General features: G+C 59.2%; 18 protein-coding genes and 1 pseudogene. 10 read left to right on the top strand and 9 right to left on the bottom strand.

The window, feature by feature from the left end; genetic code table 11:
- The first annotated feature begins 44 nt into the window (after nucleotides 1-44).
- The 5 genes from CXF97_RS26905 (at nucleotide 45) to CXF97_RS26925 (ending at nucleotide 5509) form a co-directional block, all read left to right on the top strand.
- Nucleotides 45-677 carry a TRAP transporter small permease gene (locus tag CXF97_RS26905; RefSeq protein ID WP_101162485.1) on the top strand — a complete coding sequence of 211 codons (633 nt, stop codon included), beginning with the start codon at nucleotides 45-47 and terminating at the stop codon, nucleotides 675-677.
- Entirely contained in the window at nucleotides 674-1957 is a 1284-nt protein-coding gene (gene dctM, locus CXF97_RS26910) for a C4-dicarboxylate TRAP transporter large permease protein DctM (protein WP_101162487.1), read from the top strand. Before CXF97_RS26905 ends, dctM begins: the two co-directional genes overlap by 4 nt.
- A gap of 80 nt (nucleotides 1958-2037) precedes the next feature.
- The gene (locus CXF97_RS26915; RefSeq protein ID WP_101162488.1) at nucleotides 2038-2988 is read left to right on the top strand and encodes a TAXI family TRAP transporter solute-binding subunit; all 951 of its coding nucleotides are present in this window, start codon (nucleotides 2038-2040) and stop codon (nucleotides 2986-2988) included.
- Between the two features lie 71 nt (nucleotides 2989-3059).
- Nucleotides 3060-5087, top strand: a complete 2028-nt coding sequence (locus CXF97_RS26920; RefSeq protein ID WP_101162490.1) for a TRAP transporter permease — start codon at nucleotides 3060-3062, stop codon at nucleotides 5085-5087.
- Complete coding sequence (locus CXF97_RS26925; protein WP_101162492.1) at nucleotides 5084-5509, top strand: DUF1850 domain-containing protein; 426 nt, start codon at nucleotides 5084-5086, stop codon at nucleotides 5507-5509. Before CXF97_RS26920 ends, CXF97_RS26925 begins: the two co-directional genes overlap by 4 nt.
- A 12-nt stretch (nucleotides 5510-5521) precedes the next feature.
- On the opposite strand, the gene CXF97_RS26930 is transcribed toward CXF97_RS26925, so the two are convergent.
- From CXF97_RS26930 to CXF97_RS26955, 6 genes are all read right to left on the bottom strand, one after another.
- Entirely contained in the window at nucleotides 5522-6754 is a 1233-nt protein-coding gene (locus tag CXF97_RS26930) for an NADH:flavin oxidoreductase/NADH oxidase family protein (protein ID WP_101162494.1), read from the bottom strand.
- A 256-nt stretch (nucleotides 6755-7010) separates the two neighbouring features.
- Nucleotides 7011-7481 (bottom strand): MerR family transcriptional regulator, encoded by a 471-nt coding sequence (locus CXF97_RS26935; RefSeq protein ID WP_101162495.1) that lies wholly within the window; start codon nucleotides 7479-7481, stop codon nucleotides 7011-7013.
- A gap of 64 nt (nucleotides 7482-7545) precedes the next feature.
- Complete coding sequence (locus CXF97_RS26940) at nucleotides 7546-8412, bottom strand: NADPH-dependent F420 reductase (RefSeq protein WP_371918400.1); 867 nt, start codon at nucleotides 8410-8412, stop codon at nucleotides 7546-7548.
- On the bottom strand, nucleotides 8348-8779 hold the full coding sequence (locus tag CXF97_RS26945) for a MarR family winged helix-turn-helix transcriptional regulator (RefSeq protein WP_101162499.1): 432 nt from the start codon (nucleotides 8777-8779) through the stop codon (nucleotides 8348-8350). Before CXF97_RS26945 ends, CXF97_RS26940 begins: the two co-directional genes overlap by 65 nt.
- Nucleotides 8780-8982: 203 nt before the next feature.
- Nucleotides 8983-10290: a C4-dicarboxylate transporter DctA gene (gene dctA / locus CXF97_RS26950; RefSeq protein WP_101162501.1), complete on the bottom strand. Its 1308-nt coding sequence runs from the start codon at nucleotides 10288-10290 to the stop codon at nucleotides 8983-8985.
- A gap of 102 nt (nucleotides 10291-10392) precedes the next feature.
- Nucleotides 10393-11562 carry a mandelate racemase/muconate lactonizing enzyme family protein gene (locus CXF97_RS26955; RefSeq protein ID WP_101162503.1) on the bottom strand — a complete coding sequence of 390 codons (1170 nt, stop codon included), beginning with the start codon at nucleotides 11560-11562 and terminating at the stop codon, nucleotides 10393-10395.
- 98 nt (nucleotides 11563-11660) lie between these two features.
- On the opposite strand from CXF97_RS26955, the gene CXF97_RS26960 reads away from it, so the two are divergent.
- Complete coding sequence (locus tag CXF97_RS26960) at nucleotides 11661-12536, top strand: LysR family transcriptional regulator (RefSeq protein ID WP_101162505.1); 876 nt, start codon at nucleotides 11661-11663, stop codon at nucleotides 12534-12536.
- Nucleotides 12537-12597: 61 nt separating this feature from the next.
- Here the strand turns inward: CXF97_RS26960 and CXF97_RS26965 are convergent.
- Nucleotides 12598-13487: pseudogene (locus CXF97_RS26965) on the bottom strand (MBL fold metallo-hydrolase).
- Nucleotides 13488-13614: 127 nt separating this feature from the next.
- Between CXF97_RS26965 and CXF97_RS26970 the strand changes: the two are divergent.
- The gene (locus tag CXF97_RS26970; RefSeq protein ID WP_101162507.1) at nucleotides 13615-14598 is read left to right on the top strand and encodes a GlxA family transcriptional regulator; all 984 of its coding nucleotides are present in this window, start codon (nucleotides 13615-13617) and stop codon (nucleotides 14596-14598) included.
- A gap of 415 nt (nucleotides 14599-15013) precedes the next feature.
- A complete protein-coding gene (locus CXF97_RS26980) occupies nucleotides 15014-15466 on the top strand; it encodes a thiol-disulfide oxidoreductase DCC family protein (protein ID WP_101162510.1) in 453 nt (150 codons plus the stop codon).
- Here the strand turns inward: CXF97_RS26980 and CXF97_RS26985 are convergent.
- Nucleotides 15449-15946, bottom strand: a complete 498-nt coding sequence (locus CXF97_RS26985; RefSeq protein ID WP_101162701.1) for a DUF2269 domain-containing protein — start codon at nucleotides 15944-15946, stop codon at nucleotides 15449-15451. The genes CXF97_RS26980 and CXF97_RS26985 overlap by 18 nt on opposite strands.
- Nucleotide 15947: 1 nt before the next feature.
- Nucleotides 15948-17075, bottom strand: coding sequence for a saccharopine dehydrogenase family protein (locus CXF97_RS26990; protein ID WP_101162512.1), 1128 nt, complete (start codon nucleotides 17073-17075; stop codon nucleotides 15948-15950).
- A gap of 170 nt (nucleotides 17076-17245) precedes the next feature.
- Here CXF97_RS26990 and CXF97_RS26995 point away from each other — a divergent pair, with 170 nt between their 5' ends.
- A complete protein-coding gene (locus tag CXF97_RS26995) occupies nucleotides 17246-17461 on the top strand; it encodes a PLD nuclease N-terminal domain-containing protein (protein ID WP_101162514.1) in 216 nt (71 codons plus the stop codon).
- 257 nt (nucleotides 17462-17718) lie between these two features.
- Complete coding sequence (locus CXF97_RS27000; RefSeq protein ID WP_101162516.1) at nucleotides 17719-18195, top strand: hemerythrin domain-containing protein; 477 nt, start codon at nucleotides 17719-17721, stop codon at nucleotides 18193-18195.
- Nucleotides 18196-18279 lie beyond the last annotated feature (84 nt).

An 18279-nucleotide genomic window follows, 5' to 3' on the forward strand; every position in this document is an offset into this window, starting at 1 on the left:
GGGGCGGAACCTGCCCGTCTTCCACCGACGTGAGATTGCCATCCATGAAAGCGCTTCGGCGAATCTGGGAACACTTCGAGGAAGGCTTCATCGTCTTCCTCTTGGCGGCCATGACCCTCGTCACGTTTGTCTACGTGATCCTCAACAATTTCTACAGTCTGTTTTACTGGCTCGCCGATCATTGGCCGGCGGCCAGTGTTCCGCTGTTCGCCGTTGGCGATCAGATCATGGGCATGGCGCAGGCCATGACCTGGAGCACTGCCCTGACCAAAGCGCTGTTCGGCTGGCTGATTTTTTTCGGCTTGGCTTACGGCGTGCGCACCGCCGGGCATATCGGTGTCGACGCACTGGTCAAACTGGCGCGGCGATCGGTGCAGCGCTACATCGGCATTCTGGCCTGCCTGTGCTGTCTGGCCTATGCCGGGCTGCTGGGCGTCGCCAGCTTCGAATGGATTGAAACGTTGATGAACGCCGGTATCGGCGCCGAGGATCTCGGCCATTTCGGCGTCATGCAGTGGCATATCGGACTGATCGTGCCGCTGGGGTTTGCGCTGGTGTTCATCCGCTTCGCTGAAATTCTGCTGCGCATCCTGCTCAACCGTCAGACCGGCCTCGGGCTGGCCGATGAAGCGGCCGACGCGCTGAAACTCGCCGAACACGAGGATGACAAGCCATGACCATTGCCTTCCTGTTCGTGGCCCTGTTCGCCTTGATGTTCATCGGCGTGCCGATCGCCATCTCGCTGGGGCTGGCCGGCTCCCTGACGATCATTTTCTTCAGTCCCGATTCGGTCCGCTCGCTGGCGATCAAACTGTTCGAGACCTCGGAACACTACACGCTGCTGGCGATTCCTTTTTTCCTGCTGGCCGGGGCCTTCATGACCACTGGCGGCGTTGCCCGACGGCTGATCGACTTCGCCAACGCCTGTGTCGGGCATATTCGCGGCGGCCTGGCCATCGCGGCGGTGCTGGCCTGCATGCTGTTCGCCGCCCTCTCCGGTTCGAGTCCCGCAACGGTCGCGGCGGTGGGCTCGATTGCGATCGCCGGCATGGTCCGGTCCGGCTATCCGCAGGCCTTCGGCGCAGGGATCATCTGCAACGCCGGTACGCTGGGCATCCTGATCCCGCCCTCGATTGTGATGGTGGTTTACGCCGCCGCGACAGAAACCTCCGTGGGCAAGCTGTTCATGGCCGGCGTGGTGCCTGGCCTGCTGCTGGGCACGGCGTTGATGGTGGCGATCTACATCGTCGCGGTGAAGAAAAATCTCCCCGCCTTGCCGCGTGCGACCCTTCGCGAGTTCTTGAGTACGGCGCGCAAGGCAATATGGGGCTTGTTGCTGATGGTGATCATCCTCGGCGGCATCTATTCGGGCATGTTCACCCCGACCGAAGCTGCCGCAGTGGCAGCCGTCTATTCGGCCTTCATCGCTCTGTTCGTCTACAAGGATCTGACCTTTCGCGAGACACCCAAGGTTCTGCTGGACTCGGCCAAGCTGAGCATCATGCTCATGTTCATCATTGCCAACGCCATGCTGTTCGCCCACGTGCTGACCACCGAACAATTACCCCAACAAATCACTGCCTGGGTAATAGAAGCCGGCCTGACGCCCGTGACGTTCCTGCTGATGGTCAACATCGTGCTGTTGATTGCCGGCGCGTTCATGGAACCGTCAGCGATCATCCTCATCCTCGCGCCAATCCTTTTCCCTATCGCGATGAAACTGGGCATCGACCCGATTCACCTCGGCATCATCATGGTGGTCAACCTTGAGATCGGCCTGATTACGCCACCCGTGGGCCTGAACCTGTTCGTGACTTCAGCGGTGACGGGAATGTCCTTGCCCGCCACCGTAAAAGCCGCCATGCCCTGGTTGATGATTCTGCTGCTGTTCCTCGTGCTGATCACCTACGTGCCCTGGATTTCACTGGTGCTGCCGACCTGGCTGGGGATGAACTGAAGTGGCGATCACGTTCAGCCGGGACCGACCAGAGTGCAATCACTCTGCTTAAAACCATAACAAGACGGAGAAATGCCCCCATGCGAGTCAAAACACGTTTTGCCCTGCTGGCCGCCGCCACGCTGACCCTTAGCAGCGCTGCGCAGGCCGCGCCCGTGTTCATCAATATTCTCACCGGCGGAACCAGCGGGGTTTACTACCCGATCGGCGTCGGCTTGTCGCAAATCTACAGCGACGGCATTGCCGGTTCGAAGACATCGGTGCAGGCCACCAAAGCGTCGGTAGAAAACCTCAATCTGCTGCAGGCCGGACGCGGCGAGCTGGCCCTGGCCTTGGGCGACTCAGTGGCCGACGCCAAAAACGGCGTGGAGGACGCCGGTTTCAAAGCACCACTGACAAAATTGCGCGCCTTGGGCGGTGCCTATCCCAATTACATTCAGATCGTCGCCAGCAAAGAGTCGGGGATCAAAACCCTCGCCGATCTCAAGGGCAAGACCATCTCGGTCGGCGCGCCTAAATCCGGGACTGAATTGAATGCGCGGGCGATATTCAAAGCGGCCGGCCTGACCTACGAGGACATGGGCAAGGTGCAATATCTGCCGTTTGCCGAATCGGTGGAATTGATCAAGAACCGGCAACTGGATGCCACCCTGCAGTCGTCTGGATTGGGCATGGCCGCCATTCGTGACCTGTCGTCGGTGATGCCGCTGAACTACGTGGCGATCCCGAGCGAGGTGGTGACAAAGATCGGCAATCCGGCCTACCAGAGCGCAATGATCCCGGCCAACACCTACGACGGACAGGCCGAAGCCGTGCCCACCGTGGCAATCACCAATATTCTGGTGACTCGCGCCGACCTGCCTGATGACGTCGTCTACGACATGACCCGGCTGCTGTTCGACAACCTGACGCGTTTGGGTAACTCCCATTCAGCGGCCAAGGACATCAAACTGGAAGCGGCCGCGAAAAACCTGCCGATCGCGCTGCACCCTGGCGCCGAGCGCTACTACAAGGAAAAAGGCGCCTTATAAGCGCTTATGCGCAGTGGCGTGACAGCCGCTGCAGCGTCGATTCCTTTGCGTGGTCATGAGGAAGGCAGCCAATGAGTGACGAGCATCACGGTATTTCCGCGAACCCGCGAGACTGGCCAAAAAGCCTGTTTTACGTAGCGTTGCTGTTCTCGATTTTCCAGATCGTCACCGCAGCCTTTTCTCCTCTCTCCAGCCAGGTGCTGCGTGCGGTGCACGTCGGTTTTCTTCTGTGGGTGGTGTTTCTCAGTTATCCGGCACACGGCACAGACCGTCCGTGGCAACCGCTGGCCTGGCTGCTGAGCTTGGCCGCCATCGCTACCGCGCTGTATCAATGGGTGTTCGAGGCCGATCTGATCCAGCGTTCCGGTGACCTGACGTCGGCCGACCTGGTTATCGGCATCGTGTTGATCGCTCTGGTTTTCGAAGCCGCGCGACGGGTCATGGGCATCGCGCTGCCAGTGATCTGCGGGCTGTTTCTGGCATACGGCCTGTTCGGGCAATACCTGCCCGGCGAACTGGCCCATCGCGGCTATGGTTTCGATCAGATCATCAATCAACTGTCATTCGGCACCGAAGGGCTGTACGGCACGCCGACCTATGTGTCGGCAACCTACATCTTCCTGTTCATTCTGTTTGGCGCCTTCCTCGAACAGGCCGGCATGATCAAGCTGTTCACCGACTTCGCCATGGGGTTATTCGGCCACAAACTCGGCGGCCCGGCCAAAGTGGCGGTCGCCTCCTCAGCGTTGATGGGAACGATCACAGGCTCCGGGATTGCCAACGTGGTGACCACCGGGCAATTCACCATTCCGCTGATGAAGCGCTTTGGCTATCGCGCCGCGTTCGCTGGTGGTGTTGAAGCCACCTCCAGCATGGGCAGCCAGATCATGCCTCCGGTGATGGGCGCAGTCGCATTCATCATGGCCGAAACCATCAATGTGCCCTTCGTCGAAATCGCCAAGGCGGCGCTGATACCCGCCCTGCTGTATTTCGGTTCGGTATTCTGGATGGTCCACCTGGAAGCCAAGCGCTCCAACCTCAAGGGCTTGCCCAAAGACCAATGTCCAAGCGCATGGGGCGCGGTAAAGGCTCGCTGGTATTTGCTGATTCCTCTGCTGGTTCTGGTTTATCTGCTGTTTTCCGGGCGCACGCCGTTGTTCTCGGGAATGGTCGGCCTGGCATTGACCGCCATCGTGATTCTCGGCTCGGCGATCATTTTCCGGGTGCACAGCTTTGGCCTGCGCTGTGCGTTCTGGATTGCACTGGGTGTGCTGTGCACAGGTTTTTTCCAGCTCGGTATCGGGGTGATTTTTGCGGTCATCGCGGTACTGGTGCTGGTGTGCTGGTTCATCAAGGGCGGCCGCGAAACATTGCAGATCTGCCTGCATGCGCTGGTCGAGGGCGCGCGCCACGCGGTACCGGTGGGAATCGCCTGCGCGTTGGTCGGCGTCATTATCGGAATCGTTTCGCTCACCGGTGTCGCTTCGACATTTGCTGGCTACATCCTCGCCATTGGCCGCGACAACCTGCTGCTGTCGCTGATCCTGACGATGATCACTTGCCTGGTGCTGGGCATGGGCATCCCGACCATTCCCAACTACATCATCACCAGCTCGATCGCCGCGCCTGCCCTGCTGGAGCTGGGTGTGCCACTGATCGTGTCGCACATGTTCGTGTTCTATTTCGGCATCCTCGCCGACCTGACCCCGCCTGTCGCCCTCGCCTGTTTCGCCGCCGCCCCGATTGCCAAGGAAAGCGGCTTCAAAATCAGTTTATGGGCGGTGCGAATTGCGCTGGCAGGTTTTGTCATCCCGTTCATGGCGGTCTACAACCCGGCGCTGATGCTGCAAGGCGACAACCTGTGGGCGACTGCCTACATGCTGATCAAGACTCTTCTGGCGGTGGGTCTCTGGGGCATGGCGTCTACCGGTTTTCTGCAAATGAAAATGCTGATCTGGGAGCGGGTGCTCAGTCTCGTCGCCGGCGCCCTGCTGATCGTGGCACTGCCGGTGACCGACGAACTCGGCTTCGCACTGGGGATCCTGGTCATCGTGCAACACGTCTGGCGCTCGCGGCGCGCCGCAGCGGCCAATGCATGATCGGTTTGTGCCTGGGTCTGGCCGGCAGCATTTGGGCGCAGTTGCCCGTCGCGCACTTCACCTTGGCATGGAACCACAGCATCGAAAAAATCCGTTGGGAGGAAGACTACAGCGTCACGGCCCAAGGGCTGGTTCTGGAGCAGGCCCGGGTACGCGGAAACGGTGCTGGTATGGAGATACCCGACGACGCACGGCTGGAAAACGGCAGTTGGCACTTCCGGCGCCATTTGCCGCCGCTGCAACCACTGCGATTGGGCCGAACCCCGGAGGCCGGTGATTATCAGCTATGCATTGATGGGAGGTGCGAGTTCATCAGCCGATGGGTTGGCCCAGCCAGAAGCAGCCACCCGTTCCTGCAACTGTGGGCTTGCGAGACGACCGCGCCATTGCCACCGGATGAACCTCTACCAGGTACGCAGTAAAGCCCTGATGTCTTACATCGAGCGCTTCGCGATCCAGTGCTTGTATTGTCGCGTCCGAAAGAACATCGCCAACTGTTGCGACAGCAGTGCGCGTAACGGCGAGACGTTCGGATCGGGTCGTTGACCGCGACTGAGTTTGCTCAGCTGAAACTTGACCGCCGCCATGTTCGCCAGCGAAGCGACGACTTTGTTTTTCCAGGTGATCGGTGGCATTTGCGGGGCGTTATGCTTGCCCGCCAGCCAGTCACGCGGCAGGTCAGGATCAATGGCCAGTGCCGTTCCGATCCCTACCATGTCCACTCCACTGTGAACGACCTGTTCAGCAATCGCCCGACGACGAATGCCGCCGGTGACCATCACCGGCATGTTCGCAACGGTCTGAATATCTCGGGCAAATTCAACGAAGTAGGCTTCGCGAGCCAGCGTTCGACCATCGCGTGCCTCACCCTGCATGGCTGGCGCTTCGTAGCTGCCGCCGGATAATTCGACCAGATCGACATCCAGCTCATTGAGCAGTTGCACCACGTGCCTGGCGTCATCAACGCTGAACCCGCCTCGTTGGAAGTCTGCGGAATTGAGTTTGACAGCCACGGCAAAATCCCTGGAAACCACAGCTCTGACCGCGTTGACAATCTCGATCAACAGGCGCGCACGATTGTCCAGCGAACCGCCCCACTCGTCCGTTCTTAGATTGGTCAGCGGCGAAAGAAACTGGCTCAACAGATAACCATGGGCTGCATGAATCTGCACACCGCTGAATCCCGCTTGTTCGCCAAGGCGAGCGGTGTTGGCAAAGCGTTGAATAACGTCCTTGATCACTTCGGCGGTCATCGCCTGAGGCGTGGCGAAGCGCCTGGACAGGTTGCCCAGTTCCAGAGAAACCGCTGACGGGGCCCAGGTTGGCTGGCCGAGGTTGGCCTGCATTTGCCGCCCGGGATGATTGATCTGCATCCAGAACTGCGCACCGCCGGATCGGCCGATCCGCGCCCAGCGCTTGAACCTGTCCAGTAGTCGATCGTCCTCCAGCACCACGCCGCCCGGACCGGTCATCGCACGGCCATCGACCATCACGTTGCCGGTGATAAGCAGCCCGGCACCTCCATCGGCCCACGCCTGATAGAGGCGCATCAATTGATCGGACGGCGCTTGCTCGGCATCCGCCATGTTTTCTTCCATCGCGGCTTTGGCGATGCGGTTGTTGATGGTCGAGCCGTTGGGAAGTCGTAGCGTATCGAAGACATTCATGGGGCAATCCTCAGGTCAGTCGGGGCACCTTAAGATTGAAGTGAGGTTGAAGGTCAATGACTTTTTGAATGCTTTCACCGGTATTCAGAATCGGCCAGGGAGCTTCAGTGTGTAGGCGATCTACTGTGGGAGCGGGCTTGCTCGCGAAAGCGGTGTGTCAGGCCATGATGATCTTGAATGTGCCGACGCCTTCGCGAGCAAGCCCGCTCCCACAGGTTTACGGGGGGTTGCCTGGGATTTGTGTTGCGTCAGTTATCTACTGAGGCGCAGGTTTGCCGGGGCGGGAAACGGTTGCAACGCGATTGACAGGCGCATTCACAGGCCCTTCTTCACGCAGACGATTGAGCACCCGCTGTGCATTGTCGGCGCAGGCCATGCCTTCGGGCTTGTTTTCGATGCCCTTGATCACTTGTTGAAGCTGAGCCTTGTTTTGCGCCAGGCGTTCTTGCAGCAGTTCGATTTCTGCCACCTTGTGCTTGAGCCCGCTGAGCAGTTCTTCATGCTGCCAGCCGCCGGCATTCATCGGCATCAACTGACGGATTTCTTCCAACGAAAAACCGGCGGCCTGCGCGCCGGTAATGATCTGCAATACCGACGCTGTGTCTGGCGCATAGTCCCGGTAGCCATTGGCGGTACGCGCGACAGAGCAGATCAGGCCGCTGGCCTCGTAGAAACGAATGCGTGACGGCGCCAGTCCGCTGATTTTTGCCAGTTCGCCTATTCTCATCGCCCCTCTCCAATGGCCGTGGAACTTCGAGTCGACTGTAAACCTGAAGGCGTCGGCTGGCCAATCAGGCCGTCATCTCCCGATTGATTGCAACCATTTGCTCGCGGGTGAACTCGCTGTCCGGCGCCATGAATCGGACCATCAAGGCGTCGCGGTTCAGCGGTGCGCGGGCCTTGTCCGCCGCTTCGAGGGCGAGCTTCAACGCCGGCAAGGTCAACTCGGTGCAGTAAGCCGGCGTGCCCGGTTGTTGACGCCATGAGTCCTGAAGACCACCTGCCGCGAGCGCAGTGAAGCCCGTTTCTTCAACCAGATCCTGAGCGATTGCCTCAGCCCTCGGATCATCACCGGCGACGGGCAGAGCGATACGATTCGCGGATTCAGCAGGTTGGCCTTGATCGGCCAGCGTAGCGGCAAGCACAGCATTCCACGCCTTGATCAGGGGACGGCCGATCTGCTCGCTGACCCAGACGCTTTCGGGTTTGCCCTCGTCCACTTCCCTGATTGCCCCGTCACGCTGCGGGTAGTAATTGGAGGTATCGATGACCACGACCTGCTCGGGAACCTGGCTCAGCGTCTGCTTCAGATCAGGGTATCGGGCGAAAGGGATCGACAGGATGATCACGTCGACGTCGGCCACGGCCTGCTCTTTGGTTACCGCCTTAGCACCGACTTCGTCAGCGAGCGTCTGAATGCTTTGCGGGTCTTTCGAATTGGCCAGTTTGATCTGATGGCCGCACGCCGCCAGCTTGCGCGCCAGCGTCGCACCGATGTGGCCGGCGCCGATGATTCCGATGTTCATTTCAATACCCTCTCTTGGTACGTGTGTTATCGCCCGGTTGAGCGCGCTTCTGGATTGAGTTGTGAACTCAGTCTGCGGCCGGATGGCCAAGCGCATCGAGCGTGAGACGAAGCGCCTCAATCCCCTGTTCATCGAGTTGACAGGCAGATTTGATTTTGCCGGTGATGGCTCTGATGTCGTTTTCCATGGCCCGGCTTTCGGGCGTCAGGTCAATCAGCACACGACGCTCGTCTGCCGGATCGCGCTTGCGCGTGACCAGCCCGGCGCTCTCCAGACGTTTGAGCAGCGGCGTGATGGTTCCTGCGTCCATTGCCAGGTAAGCGCCGAGTTCGCCCACTGACAGTGGCGCGCCATCCAGAAGCTGAAGGATCACCAGGTATTGCGGAAAGGTTAAGCCCAGCGGTTCCAGATACGGCTTGTGCAAACGCACGACCCGGTTGGCCGCGGCGTAGAGTGAAAACGACAGCTGCGTTCCCACCTGATTTCGGTTCGGACTCATTTAATAGTTCGCTATTGTATAGTGCACTATATATTTCATGAGAATGTTAGAAGTGTCAACCGAGAAAGGTCGCGCAGTGCTGATCAGCACCTCTGTCGGCGATCCAGATCGTCAACAGAGGGTTGATCGCTTGCGGTGTCTGTGAACTTCAGTGCCAATCCATGCCCGTGAGAGATGCAGGAAAGTCCGCTACGCTGCGCCGATTACTTGTGCGCCAGCAGCGCCTTGCGTGCAGCCTTTTCGTGTTTCATGGCAGCGATTTCCCGCTCGCACGCTTCGGCATCGAAGGAGTTGTCCCACTTGGCAATGGCAATGGTGCCGATGCCGTTGCCGATCAGGTTGGTTACCGCTCGGGCCTCGTTGAGGAAACGGTCGATGCCCAACAGCAACACCAGGCCCACCAGAGGTATCGAATGAATGGTGGTGAGCGTGGCCGCCAGGGTCACAAATCCTGCCCCCGCCACACCGGCCGAGCCCTTGGAGGTCAGCAGGAACACGCCGAGCAGAATCATCTGATCCATGAAGGTCAGCGGCGTGTTGGTTGCCTGGGCAATGAAAATCGCCGCCATGGTCAGGTAGATGCAGGTGCCATCTGCGTTGAAGGTGTAGCCCGTCGGCAGGACCATGCCGACCACGGATTTTTTGCAGCCGAGCTTTTCCAGTTTGACCATCATTCGCGGCAGCACCGCTTCGGTCGAACAGGTGCCCAGCGTGATCAGAATTTCATCCTTGAAATAGCGCAGAAACTGCATCAGCGGCATGCCTGACCATCGTGCCACCGCACCCAGGACCACCACGATGAAAATCAACGTCGTGATGTACAGGGCGACCAGCAACTGCCCAAGCGACAGCAAAGTGCCGATGCCGTATTTGCCAATGGTGAACGCCATGCCCGCTCCCGCACCCAGCGGCGCCAGGCGCATGACCATCGCGACAATTTTGAACAGGCCCTGCAGGAATAGATCGATGGTGTTGATCAGCGGCTTGCTGGTTTCGCCCATCTGCACGAGGGCAACCCCCATCAACACCGACAGCAGAATCACCTGCAGCATGACGCCGTTGGAGAAGGCGCCGAGAAAGGTATGCGGAATGATATTGAGGAAGAAATCGACAGTACCGCCCTGCTCGCTCGCGGCCTGGCTGTATTTGTTGATCGCGCTGCTGTCGAGCGTTCCGACGTTGATGTTCATGCCAACGCCAGGCTTGACGATGTTGACTACGATCAGCCCGACGACCAAGGCGATGGTCGAGAGGATTTCGAAGTAGATCAGCGCTTTCACACCGATGCGCCCGACCTCCTTGATGCTGCCCATCTTGGCGATACCGACCACTACCGTGCCGAAAATGATCGGCGCCAGAAGCATCTTGATCAGCTTGATGAAACCATCGGCAAACGGCTGCAGCTTGGCACCGATGTCCGGTACGAAATAACCGATCGCAGCACCGATGACGATACCGATCAGCACCTGCACATAGAGCTGGCTGTACCAGCGCGATTTTGAAGTTTCCACGAAAGCACCTCATTTTATTGTTGTGGTGGGCATGTGGTGTGGGCGTCGACGATGACGCCTGAGGGTGCGGCCTCGGCAACCGAGACCGCCGATAAAACTGAATCAGCCCTCGCCCAGTTCACGCATGACGGCATACAGCGCAGATTTGGCTTCGAAGCCGACACCCGGGATATCCGGCAGACCGACGTAGCCGTTTTCGACGCGGATGCCATCGGCAAAACCTCCGAACGGCTGGAACACATCCGGGTAGGATTCATTGCCGCCCAAATGCAGACCGGCGGCGATGTTCAGCGACATCTGGTGACCACCATGCGGCACCACGCGGCGCGAAGACCAACCCAGCTCTTCCATCACCTTGAGGGTGCGCATGTACTCGACGAGACCGTAGGACAGTGCGCAGTCAAATTGCAGATAATCACGGTCAGGGCGCATGCCGCCGTGGCGCAACAGGTTGCGGGCGTCCTGGTGAGAGAAGAGGTTTTCACCGGTGGCCATCGGCAGTTCGTAATGATTGGCCAGTTCGGCCTGCAGCGCGTAATCCAGCGGATCGCCGACTTCTTCGTACCAGAACAGGTTGTATTTCTTGATCGCTTCGGCATACGCGATACCGGTCTTCAGATCAAAACGGCCGTTGGCGTCGACCGCAAGGCGCTGGCCGTCGCCCACCACTTCCAGCACCGCTTCAATGCGGCGAATATCTTCGTCCAGCGGCACCGCGCCGATCTTCATTTTGACCACGTCATAGCCACGATCCAGATAGCTCTGCATTTCGGCCTTGAGCTTGGTCTGGTCCTTGCCCGGGTAGTAATAACCACCCGCCGCGTACACCCAGACTTTGTCATCGGCGACGCCGTTGCGATAACGATCGGCGAGCAGCCGATACAAAGGCTTGCCTTCGATCTTGGCCACCGCGTCCCACACCGCCATATCGATGGTGCCGACCGCTACCGAACGCTCGCCATGCCCGCCCGGTTTTTCGTTGGTCATCAGGGTTTTCCAGATGGCGAACGGATCGAGGTTATTGTTTTCGTGATCGATCAGTGTTTGCGGGTCGGCTTCAGTGATCCGCGCCAGAAAACGATCGCGCATCAACGCGCCCTGGCCGTAGCGACCATTGGAGTTGAAGCCGTAACCGATGACCGGTTTGCCGTCGCGAATCACGTCGGTAATGACCGCGACGACCGAGCAGGTCATCTTCGAAAAATCGATGTAGGCATTGGCGATCGGGGAAGCGATGGAGACGGTTTTTTCACGGATATCGACGATACGCATGACGGGTTCCTCTTGTTGTGGTGACCCAACGTTATGCTTTGCGACGACACCCGCCCAATGCTATTAATGCCGCGCCCTATGCACAGGAGGCATTGCCCTTGGAACTGGTTTGGCTTGAGGATTTTTCAGCGCTGGCCGAGTACGGCAGCTTCGTCCGGGCCGCTGAAGCGCGCCACGTGACGCAGCCGGCGTTCAGTCGCCGAGTGCGCTCGCTGGAGAACTGGATGGGTGTCGAATTGTTCGTGCGCACCCCGCAAGGCGCGACGTTGACCGAGGCCGGCAGGCAAATTTTGCCCAGTGCCCAGGAAGCAGCCAGACGCCTGTACCGCATGCGCTCCGAGGCGCAGGAAGTGGCTGGCATGGCTGCGAAAACCTTGCAGTTTGCCGCCACTCATTCGTTGTCATTCACCTTCTTCCCACGCTGGTTGCGCAGCGCCGAAAATGGCGCGCCAATCGATGCGGTTCGCCTGCATTCCGACAGCATGGCCGTGTGCGAGCAGATGCTGATTCATGGTCAGGTGCAATTTCTGTTGTGCCATCGCCACCCCGACGTTCCGCCATTACTGGCGCCTAATCAGTTCATTGGCAAGAAGGTCGGCGAAGATGTGCTCGTGCCGCTGGCGAGCGCTTCGGCGCAATTTGGCACTTCGCCCGAAACCCTGCCCTATCTGGCCTATACCCACGAATCCGGTCTGGGCCGAATCGTCTCCCACAGGCTGCATGGCAAGGCAGATTACCTGCATTTGAAACCGCTGTTCAGCAGCCATCTGGCAGCAGTGCTGATGTCGATGGCGCTGGAAAGCAAAGGCGTCGCCTGGCTGCCAAAAAGCCTGACCGAACAGGAAATGGCCGACGGGCGTCTGGTCAGGGCCCTGGATGAAAGCTGGGACATTGCGCTGGAAATTCATCTGACTCGCCCGACGGCACCAATCAGCCCTTCGGCGGAGGAATTCTGGGCGAAGCTGGGGGAGTAATGCGCCACCAAACCCGGGAGCCCGGGCGTGTCAACGGTACGCCCGGGCAGGTCTGAATCCATCAGAATTGCAGCGATGCACCGTCTGCCGGAATGTCCACGCGGCTCTCGATGCCGTGCTTTTGCACATAGCTGCGCAATTCTTCACGAGTCAGCGACATGTGGTTGATCGCATCCATGTGCACGGCAACGATCTTCGCGTCTTTGGCCGCCTGCGCAGCTCGCAGAACATCTTCCTCACCCATGATGATCGAGCCTTCGTAACCGCTCATTTTCGCTTTGCCGGCGTTGAGCACGATGACTTCAGGCTGGAATTTCTCGATGGCCTGATCGACTTCCTTGCGCCAGATGGTATCGCCGGCCAGATAGAGCGTTTTGTAGCCAGGCGCCTGGAACACCACGCCCATGGCTTCGCCCAGCGGTTTGGCGAGGGCCGGCACGGCATACATTTCGTCAGTGCCGTGCTGACCACCGGTTTTGCTGATTTTCACGCCGCCGAACTCGGCTTCATTCTTCAGCACGCGCACATTTTGAAGCCTTGCGAGCGGATCAACTGCGCATCTTCTTCATGCTGGGCGAACAGAGGGATGTCTTTTGGCAGTGCTTTTTGTGCCGCGTCATCCCAGTGGTCCAGATGCGTATGGGTAACGATCACGGCATCGACGCCGGCAATCACTTGCTCAGGGGACTCGGTCAAATCCACCAGCGGATTACGCAGGTTGCTGCGGTAAGTATTTTCGAACCCAGGGTATGCGCCTTTTTTCGCCAGCATCGGATCGATCAGAAAGGTCGTGTCGCCGTAGGTGATTTTCACCGTAGCGTTACGCACCTGCTGCAGATCCAGCTTGTGCGCAGATTCAGGGTTTGACCGGGTTTCTGTCTCCGCGAAGGCTGGAACAGTCGCAGCGGCGCAAGCCATGCTCAGGGCAAATGGTAGAGTCTTGAGTATCATGTGAATCATCCTGTTCGTTGGTGAATGCGTCCATTTTGGCTGAGGCCCGGCGCAGCGAACAGCGGCCTGAATGACATGTATCGTTATAATCGGGCCATCCTGACACCGCGAAACCGAGATCTGTCTTATGTCCCCCATCCATGTTGCCGTTCTGGCATTTGACGGCGTCAGCCTGTTCCACCTGTCCGTGCCGGGCATCGTTCTGGCGACGGCGAATCTGGCGTCCACTGAGCCGCGTTACCAAATCAGTTATTGCGCAGAAGAACCTGGCATGGTCAGCAGTGACCAAGGAATCGGCCTGGCGATAAACCATGGCCTGGAACTGATGGCGGCATCCGACGTCATCATCATTCCGGCATGGGGCGATCAATCGATCACCGCGTCGGCAGGGCTTGTACAAGCGCTGCAACAAGCCCACGCCGCAGGGAAACTGATCGTCGGGTTATGCCTGGGCGCCTTTGTGCTGGCAGATGCCGGACTGCTTGATGGCAAACAGGCAACGACGCACTGGGCGGCGCGCGACGAGTTTGCGCGGCGCTTTCCCAAGGTTCGCTTTCGTCCCGAGGTGCTGTATGTCACCGACGATAATCTGATGACCTCGGCAGGCACCGTAGCGGCTATCGACTGCTGCCTGCATCTGGTGCGCCAGCGCTTCGGTGCTGACGTGGCCAATCACACGGCGAAAATGCTGGTCACCCCACCGCACCGGCAAGGAGGCCAGGCGCAATACGTCGAGCACCCGGTGCCACAACTGTCGAGCGAAACGCATCTGGCTGCGGTTCTGGCTTGGGCGCGCATGCATCTGGGTGAACATCTGTCGCTGGATCTGTTGGCAGAGAAAGCCCGGATGAGTCGCCGCACGTTTACCCGGCGATTCAAGGAAACGACCGGTACTACGGTTGCTAAATGGCTCAACGCTGAACGCGTGGTCAGAGCACAGGCATTATTGGAAACCACGGATTTATCGGTCGAGTGCATCGCCGGGGAAGCCGGGTTTGGCACGCCGCTGTCGTTACGGCAGCAGTTCGCAGCGCACTTGGGGACGTCGCCGTCGGACTATCGGAAGATGTTTTGTCGAGGAGTGAAGCGCGAGGGGGGTGAACAGACGTGACGCGCCTTTAGCCGGGTTGTCTTGTTCGGGTTCGACTTGGTTGCAGCGGCGCAACTGTCCATCGCCCCAGCCCTCATCCGAGGCAGTGGGCTGGGCTGAGCTGAGCTGAGGGACTTTTGACATCTGACTCGATTCACGCCACCTTGAGCCCCGTCCGCGGCTCCGACAACACCCAGAGTCGCTCAGCCAACTCAGCATTCGCCGCCCATTTGGCAATGCCTTTGCGGCCCGATTCAGGCTCAATGTCGCGACCATCGCAGCTTCTCTGGGCTATCTGTCCGACGCGGCTTTTGGCGCTGCGTTCCGCCGCGTGCATGGAATCTCGCCGGGGCAATACCGCCGCGATCCGCGGCTATGGAACAAGCGCCTGTTGATCGGGGTTATCATCGCGACAACCGCCGCCAGGAACATGCCGATGCCAGCCATGAAAACCCGCCCTGACCCCGCGCCACTGCTCAAGCCCAGCGAAACCGTGGTGCTGTTCGACGGCGTGTGCAAGCTGTGCAACGGCTGGGCGCGCTTTTTGATTCGCCATGATCGCCAGCGCCGTGTGCGGCTGGCATCGGTGCAATCGCCCGAGGGCCAGGCCTTGCTGGCATGGGCCGGTCTGCCGCTGGATGAGTTCGACACCATGGCGGTGATCCGCGACCAGCATTACTGGGAGCGCTCGGATGCATTCCTGCAAGTGGTCGGGCAACTGCCGGGGCGCTGGCAGCCGCTGAAACTGCTGCGGATTTTCCCGCGTCGTCTGCGCGACTGGGCTTACGATCGCATCGCGCTGAACCGCTATCGGCTGTTCGGCAAGTACAACACTTGCCTGCTGCCGACTGCGGATCACGAAAGCCGTTTTCTAAAAGCCCACGGCTGACCCGATCAGTTGCAGCGGCGTCATCTTCGTCACCATCATGAGCACGATGACAAACATTCCGGCGAACCCGGCGACGCCCATCCAGAACCACCAGCGGTACGTGCTCGCGTAGCGAGCATCCAGAGGCAGCCAACCTTCGCCCGCGCTCAGCGCCATGCTCTGCAAACGCTTTTGCAATACCAGCACCGGCAGCCACAACGCGCCGACACAGAAGAAAATGATCAGCGAAGTCAGCAGCCATTCGGTGCTCATCGGAAGCCCCGAGAGCCGCATCAGCAGATAGCCGGTAACAACCTGCACAAACCCGGCCGGCGTGGTGATCCACGTATCGAAACGCACCACCATCCGCGCGACATGGGCGACCACTTGCGGGTTGCCGGTGCGGCTGGCGGCGATCAGGTACAGGTAGGAGCCCATGCCGAAACCGAACAGGAAAACCGCTGCGATCACATGCAAATACTTCAGACAGAGATAGAGCATCTCAACGCTGCCCATCGGCGAACTGGACCGACAGGCTCAAGTTACCCGGATCGTTGATCGCCGCCAGATATTCCTCAACGCTGATTTCGCCCACACACGGTCGCGCGCCGGCCTGCGGTACATAGCCGCGGGCCATTTTGGTTGCGAGGGCGACGGCGGCGCAGCTGGGGATTTCCGGGCCCTTGTCATTCAACGCGGTGAGTTGCGCGGTCATGCTCAGCGGCTGGCCGTCGACACCGATGCCGCAAACATCGATGTACATCGCGCTTTTGCCATCCCCGAAACGCTCGAACCGCGTACCCAGTCGATGCAGGCGCGCCGCCCAGCGCACATGATCGCGCACCAGACCCACGCGCAAGGCTTGCGCCAGCAAAGCATTGGCGACACCGCCGAGTTTCAGACCGGCGCCAGCCTTGAAGCGCAGCGTCTGCGCGCCATAGCGGCGCGCGAAAATATCCATGTCCGGCACATCGACATTGGCCAGCACCCGCGTGCCCAGTTGCGGCATCCTGCGCAAGGTCAGGTCGAGCCAGCCCAATACTTCGTGAACCTGGCCATTCTTTAATTGCCTGATCGGTTTGCCGGCGTAGGCCAGCACGCCTTCGACCGTTGACAGCCCCGGCATCTTCGCCGAGGAAGAAATGCCATGTTCGATCGAATCGATTCGGGCGAAGCGCTCGCGCTGCTGATCAATGATGGCCGAAGACAAGGTCGGCACTGAACTGCAACCACTGAGCACGGCCACACCGGCCTGTCTGGCGCGGGCATCAAGCACATCAATGCCGTTGACGAAGGTGCGGCAGTCAGCCAGATCGCAGTAATTGACCCCTGCACCGATGCAGCTTTCAGCGACTGCGCAGGATTGCCCCTGAAACGGCCCACCGGTGTGCACCACCAACTGAACATTCAACTCGCGCAACGCCGCTTGAAAATCCGCGCCCATTGCATCGCCGCACCAGCCTTGGCACGTACGGCCCGATTGCACTTGCAGCTCGTCGACCTTGCGCTGCAACTTGCGCACATCACGGCCCGACAGCAGCAGATCAATTTCTGGCATTTGTGCCAGATGCCGGCAAACGATGCTGCCGAAATTGCCGTAACCACCGACGACCATCACCCTGAATGCCATTGCCTGTCCCTGTTCCTGCCCAAACGTGTGGCGCAGAGGATATAGGCCGCAGCGGCGATCAGACATCTATTTTGCAATCGGGTATCGCCGCGTCCTCGCGTCCCGGGCAAAAAGAATGAACCCAACGCCCCGCTTGTCGCCTAACGCACAGACCATCAGGAGGTAAGCCTATGCAAATCGAAACCGTGTGGATCGTATTGGCGGTCATTCTCGTGCTGATCGAGCTCTGGGCCATCAACCGGGTGCGTAAAAGCGAGGGAAAATCCAGTAATAAAGGTGTGTGGATCGTGCTGATCGTGTTCGTGCCGCTGTTCGGCCTGATCGCCTGGGCGTTGGCGGGGCCCAAGCATATCGGACGCGGTTCCCCTTCCCAGGCGAATCGGTAAACGCTGTCGCAGGGGCGACTCAAGTATCACCCACAGCCCGGCTTTTGCCGGGCTTGTTATATGCAATGTCGCGCCAGCTGAGATCTTGCAGCCTGCACGAAGGCGTTATGCCTTCTTGTGCGCCAGCCCTTGATTTACGTGGCTTGCGCTTGCTCGGCGAGTTGGCATGAGTCATGCGATAGCCTCTTCCTGAATACACAGCAGCGCGAAAAAAAGAACGCTGTGTTCAATCCGTGAAAAGCAGAGGCCTTAAAAAAATGAATGCCATCGACCTTCTCAAAGCCGACCATGAAAAAGTAAAAGCGATCCTCAGCCAACTGAGTGAATCCACCGAGCGCGCGCTGAAAAAACGCGTGGAGTTGCTGGGCAAACTGGAGATGGAAATCACCCTCCACACCCGCCTCGAAGAAGAGATCCTTTACCCTGCTTTCAAGGAAGCCGGCAGCAAGGAAGAAGAGATCATGTACCACGAAGCCAAGGAAGAGCACCGCACCGTGGATTCGCTGGTACTGCCTGATCTGAAAGAGACCGATCCGGGCACGCCGGAATTTGCCGGTCGGGTCAAAGTGGTCAAGGAGTTGCTCGAGCACCACATCGAAGAGGAAGAAGAGGAAATGTTCCCGAAAGCCCAAAAGCTTTTGGGCAAGGCCAAGCTCGAGGAACTGGGCGCACAGATGGAAGCCATGAAAGCGAGCCATAAAAAGGAAATGGCGGCCAACAATATCGCTGCGTAAAGTATTGAATACACAGAGGCCCGGCAGCGATGCCGGGCCTTTTTGTGCGCCGACATCGATTTCTGTGTTGACGCAAAGGCGAGC

Source organism: Pseudomonas sp. Choline-02u-1, from assembly GCF_002836515.1.
GTDB lineage: Bacteria > Pseudomonadota > Gammaproteobacteria > Pseudomonadales > Pseudomonadaceae > Aquipseudomonas.

Bases quoted from the DNA above. Each gene is read 5' to 3' on its own strand.
- CXF97_RS26995 (WP_101162514.1), top strand. From the start codon at position 17,246: ATGCAAATCGAAACCGTGTGGATCGTATTGGCGGTCATTCTCGTGCTG.
- dctM (WP_101162487.1), top strand. From the start codon at position 674: ATGACCATTGCCTTCCTGTTCGTGGCCCTGTTCGCCTTGATGTTCATC.
- CXF97_RS27000 (WP_101162516.1), top strand. From the start codon at position 17,719: ATGAATGCCATCGACCTTCTCAAAGCCGACCATGAAAAAGTAAAAGCG.
- CXF97_RS26955 (WP_101162503.1), bottom strand. From the start codon at position 11,562: ATGCGTATCGTCGATATCCGTGAAAAAACCGTCTCCATCGCTTCCCCG.
- CXF97_RS26920 (WP_101162490.1), top strand. From the start codon at position 3,060: ATGAGTGACGAGCATCACGGTATTTCCGCGAACCCGCGAGACTGGCCA.
- CXF97_RS26915 (WP_101162488.1), top strand. From the start codon at position 2,038: ATGCGAGTCAAAACACGTTTTGCCCTGCTGGCCGCCGCCACGCTGACC.
- CXF97_RS26940 (WP_371918400.1), bottom strand. From the start codon at position 8,412: ATGAACAGGGGATTGAGGCGCTTCGTCTCACGCTCGATGCGCTTGGCC.
- CXF97_RS26945 (WP_101162499.1), bottom strand. From the start codon at position 8,779: ATGAGTCCGAACCGAAATCAGGTGGGAACGCAGCTGTCGTTTTCACTC.
- CXF97_RS26970 (WP_101162507.1), top strand. From the start codon at position 13,615: ATGTCCCCCATCCATGTTGCCGTTCTGGCATTTGACGGCGTCAGCCTG.
- CXF97_RS26990 (WP_101162512.1), bottom strand. From the start codon at position 17,075: ATGGCATTCAGGGTGATGGTCGTCGGTGGTTACGGCAATTTCGGCAGC.
- CXF97_RS26930 (WP_101162494.1), bottom strand. From the start codon at position 6,754: ATGAATGTCTTCGATACGCTACGACTTCCCAACGGCTCGACCATCAAC.
- CXF97_RS26905 (WP_101162485.1), top strand. From the start codon at position 45: ATGAAAGCGCTTCGGCGAATCTGGGAACACTTCGAGGAAGGCTTCATC.
- CXF97_RS26925 (WP_101162492.1), top strand. From the start codon at position 5,084: ATGATCGGTTTGTGCCTGGGTCTGGCCGGCAGCATTTGGGCGCAGTTG.
- CXF97_RS26985 (WP_101162701.1), bottom strand. From the start codon at position 15,946: ATGCTCTATCTCTGTCTGAAGTATTTGCATGTGATCGCAGCGGTTTTC.
- CXF97_RS26980 (WP_101162510.1), top strand. From the start codon at position 15,014: ATGCCAGCCATGAAAACCCGCCCTGACCCCGCGCCACTGCTCAAGCCC.
- CXF97_RS26935 (WP_101162495.1), bottom strand. From the start codon at position 7,481: ATGAGAATAGGCGAACTGGCAAAAATCAGCGGACTGGCGCCGTCACGC.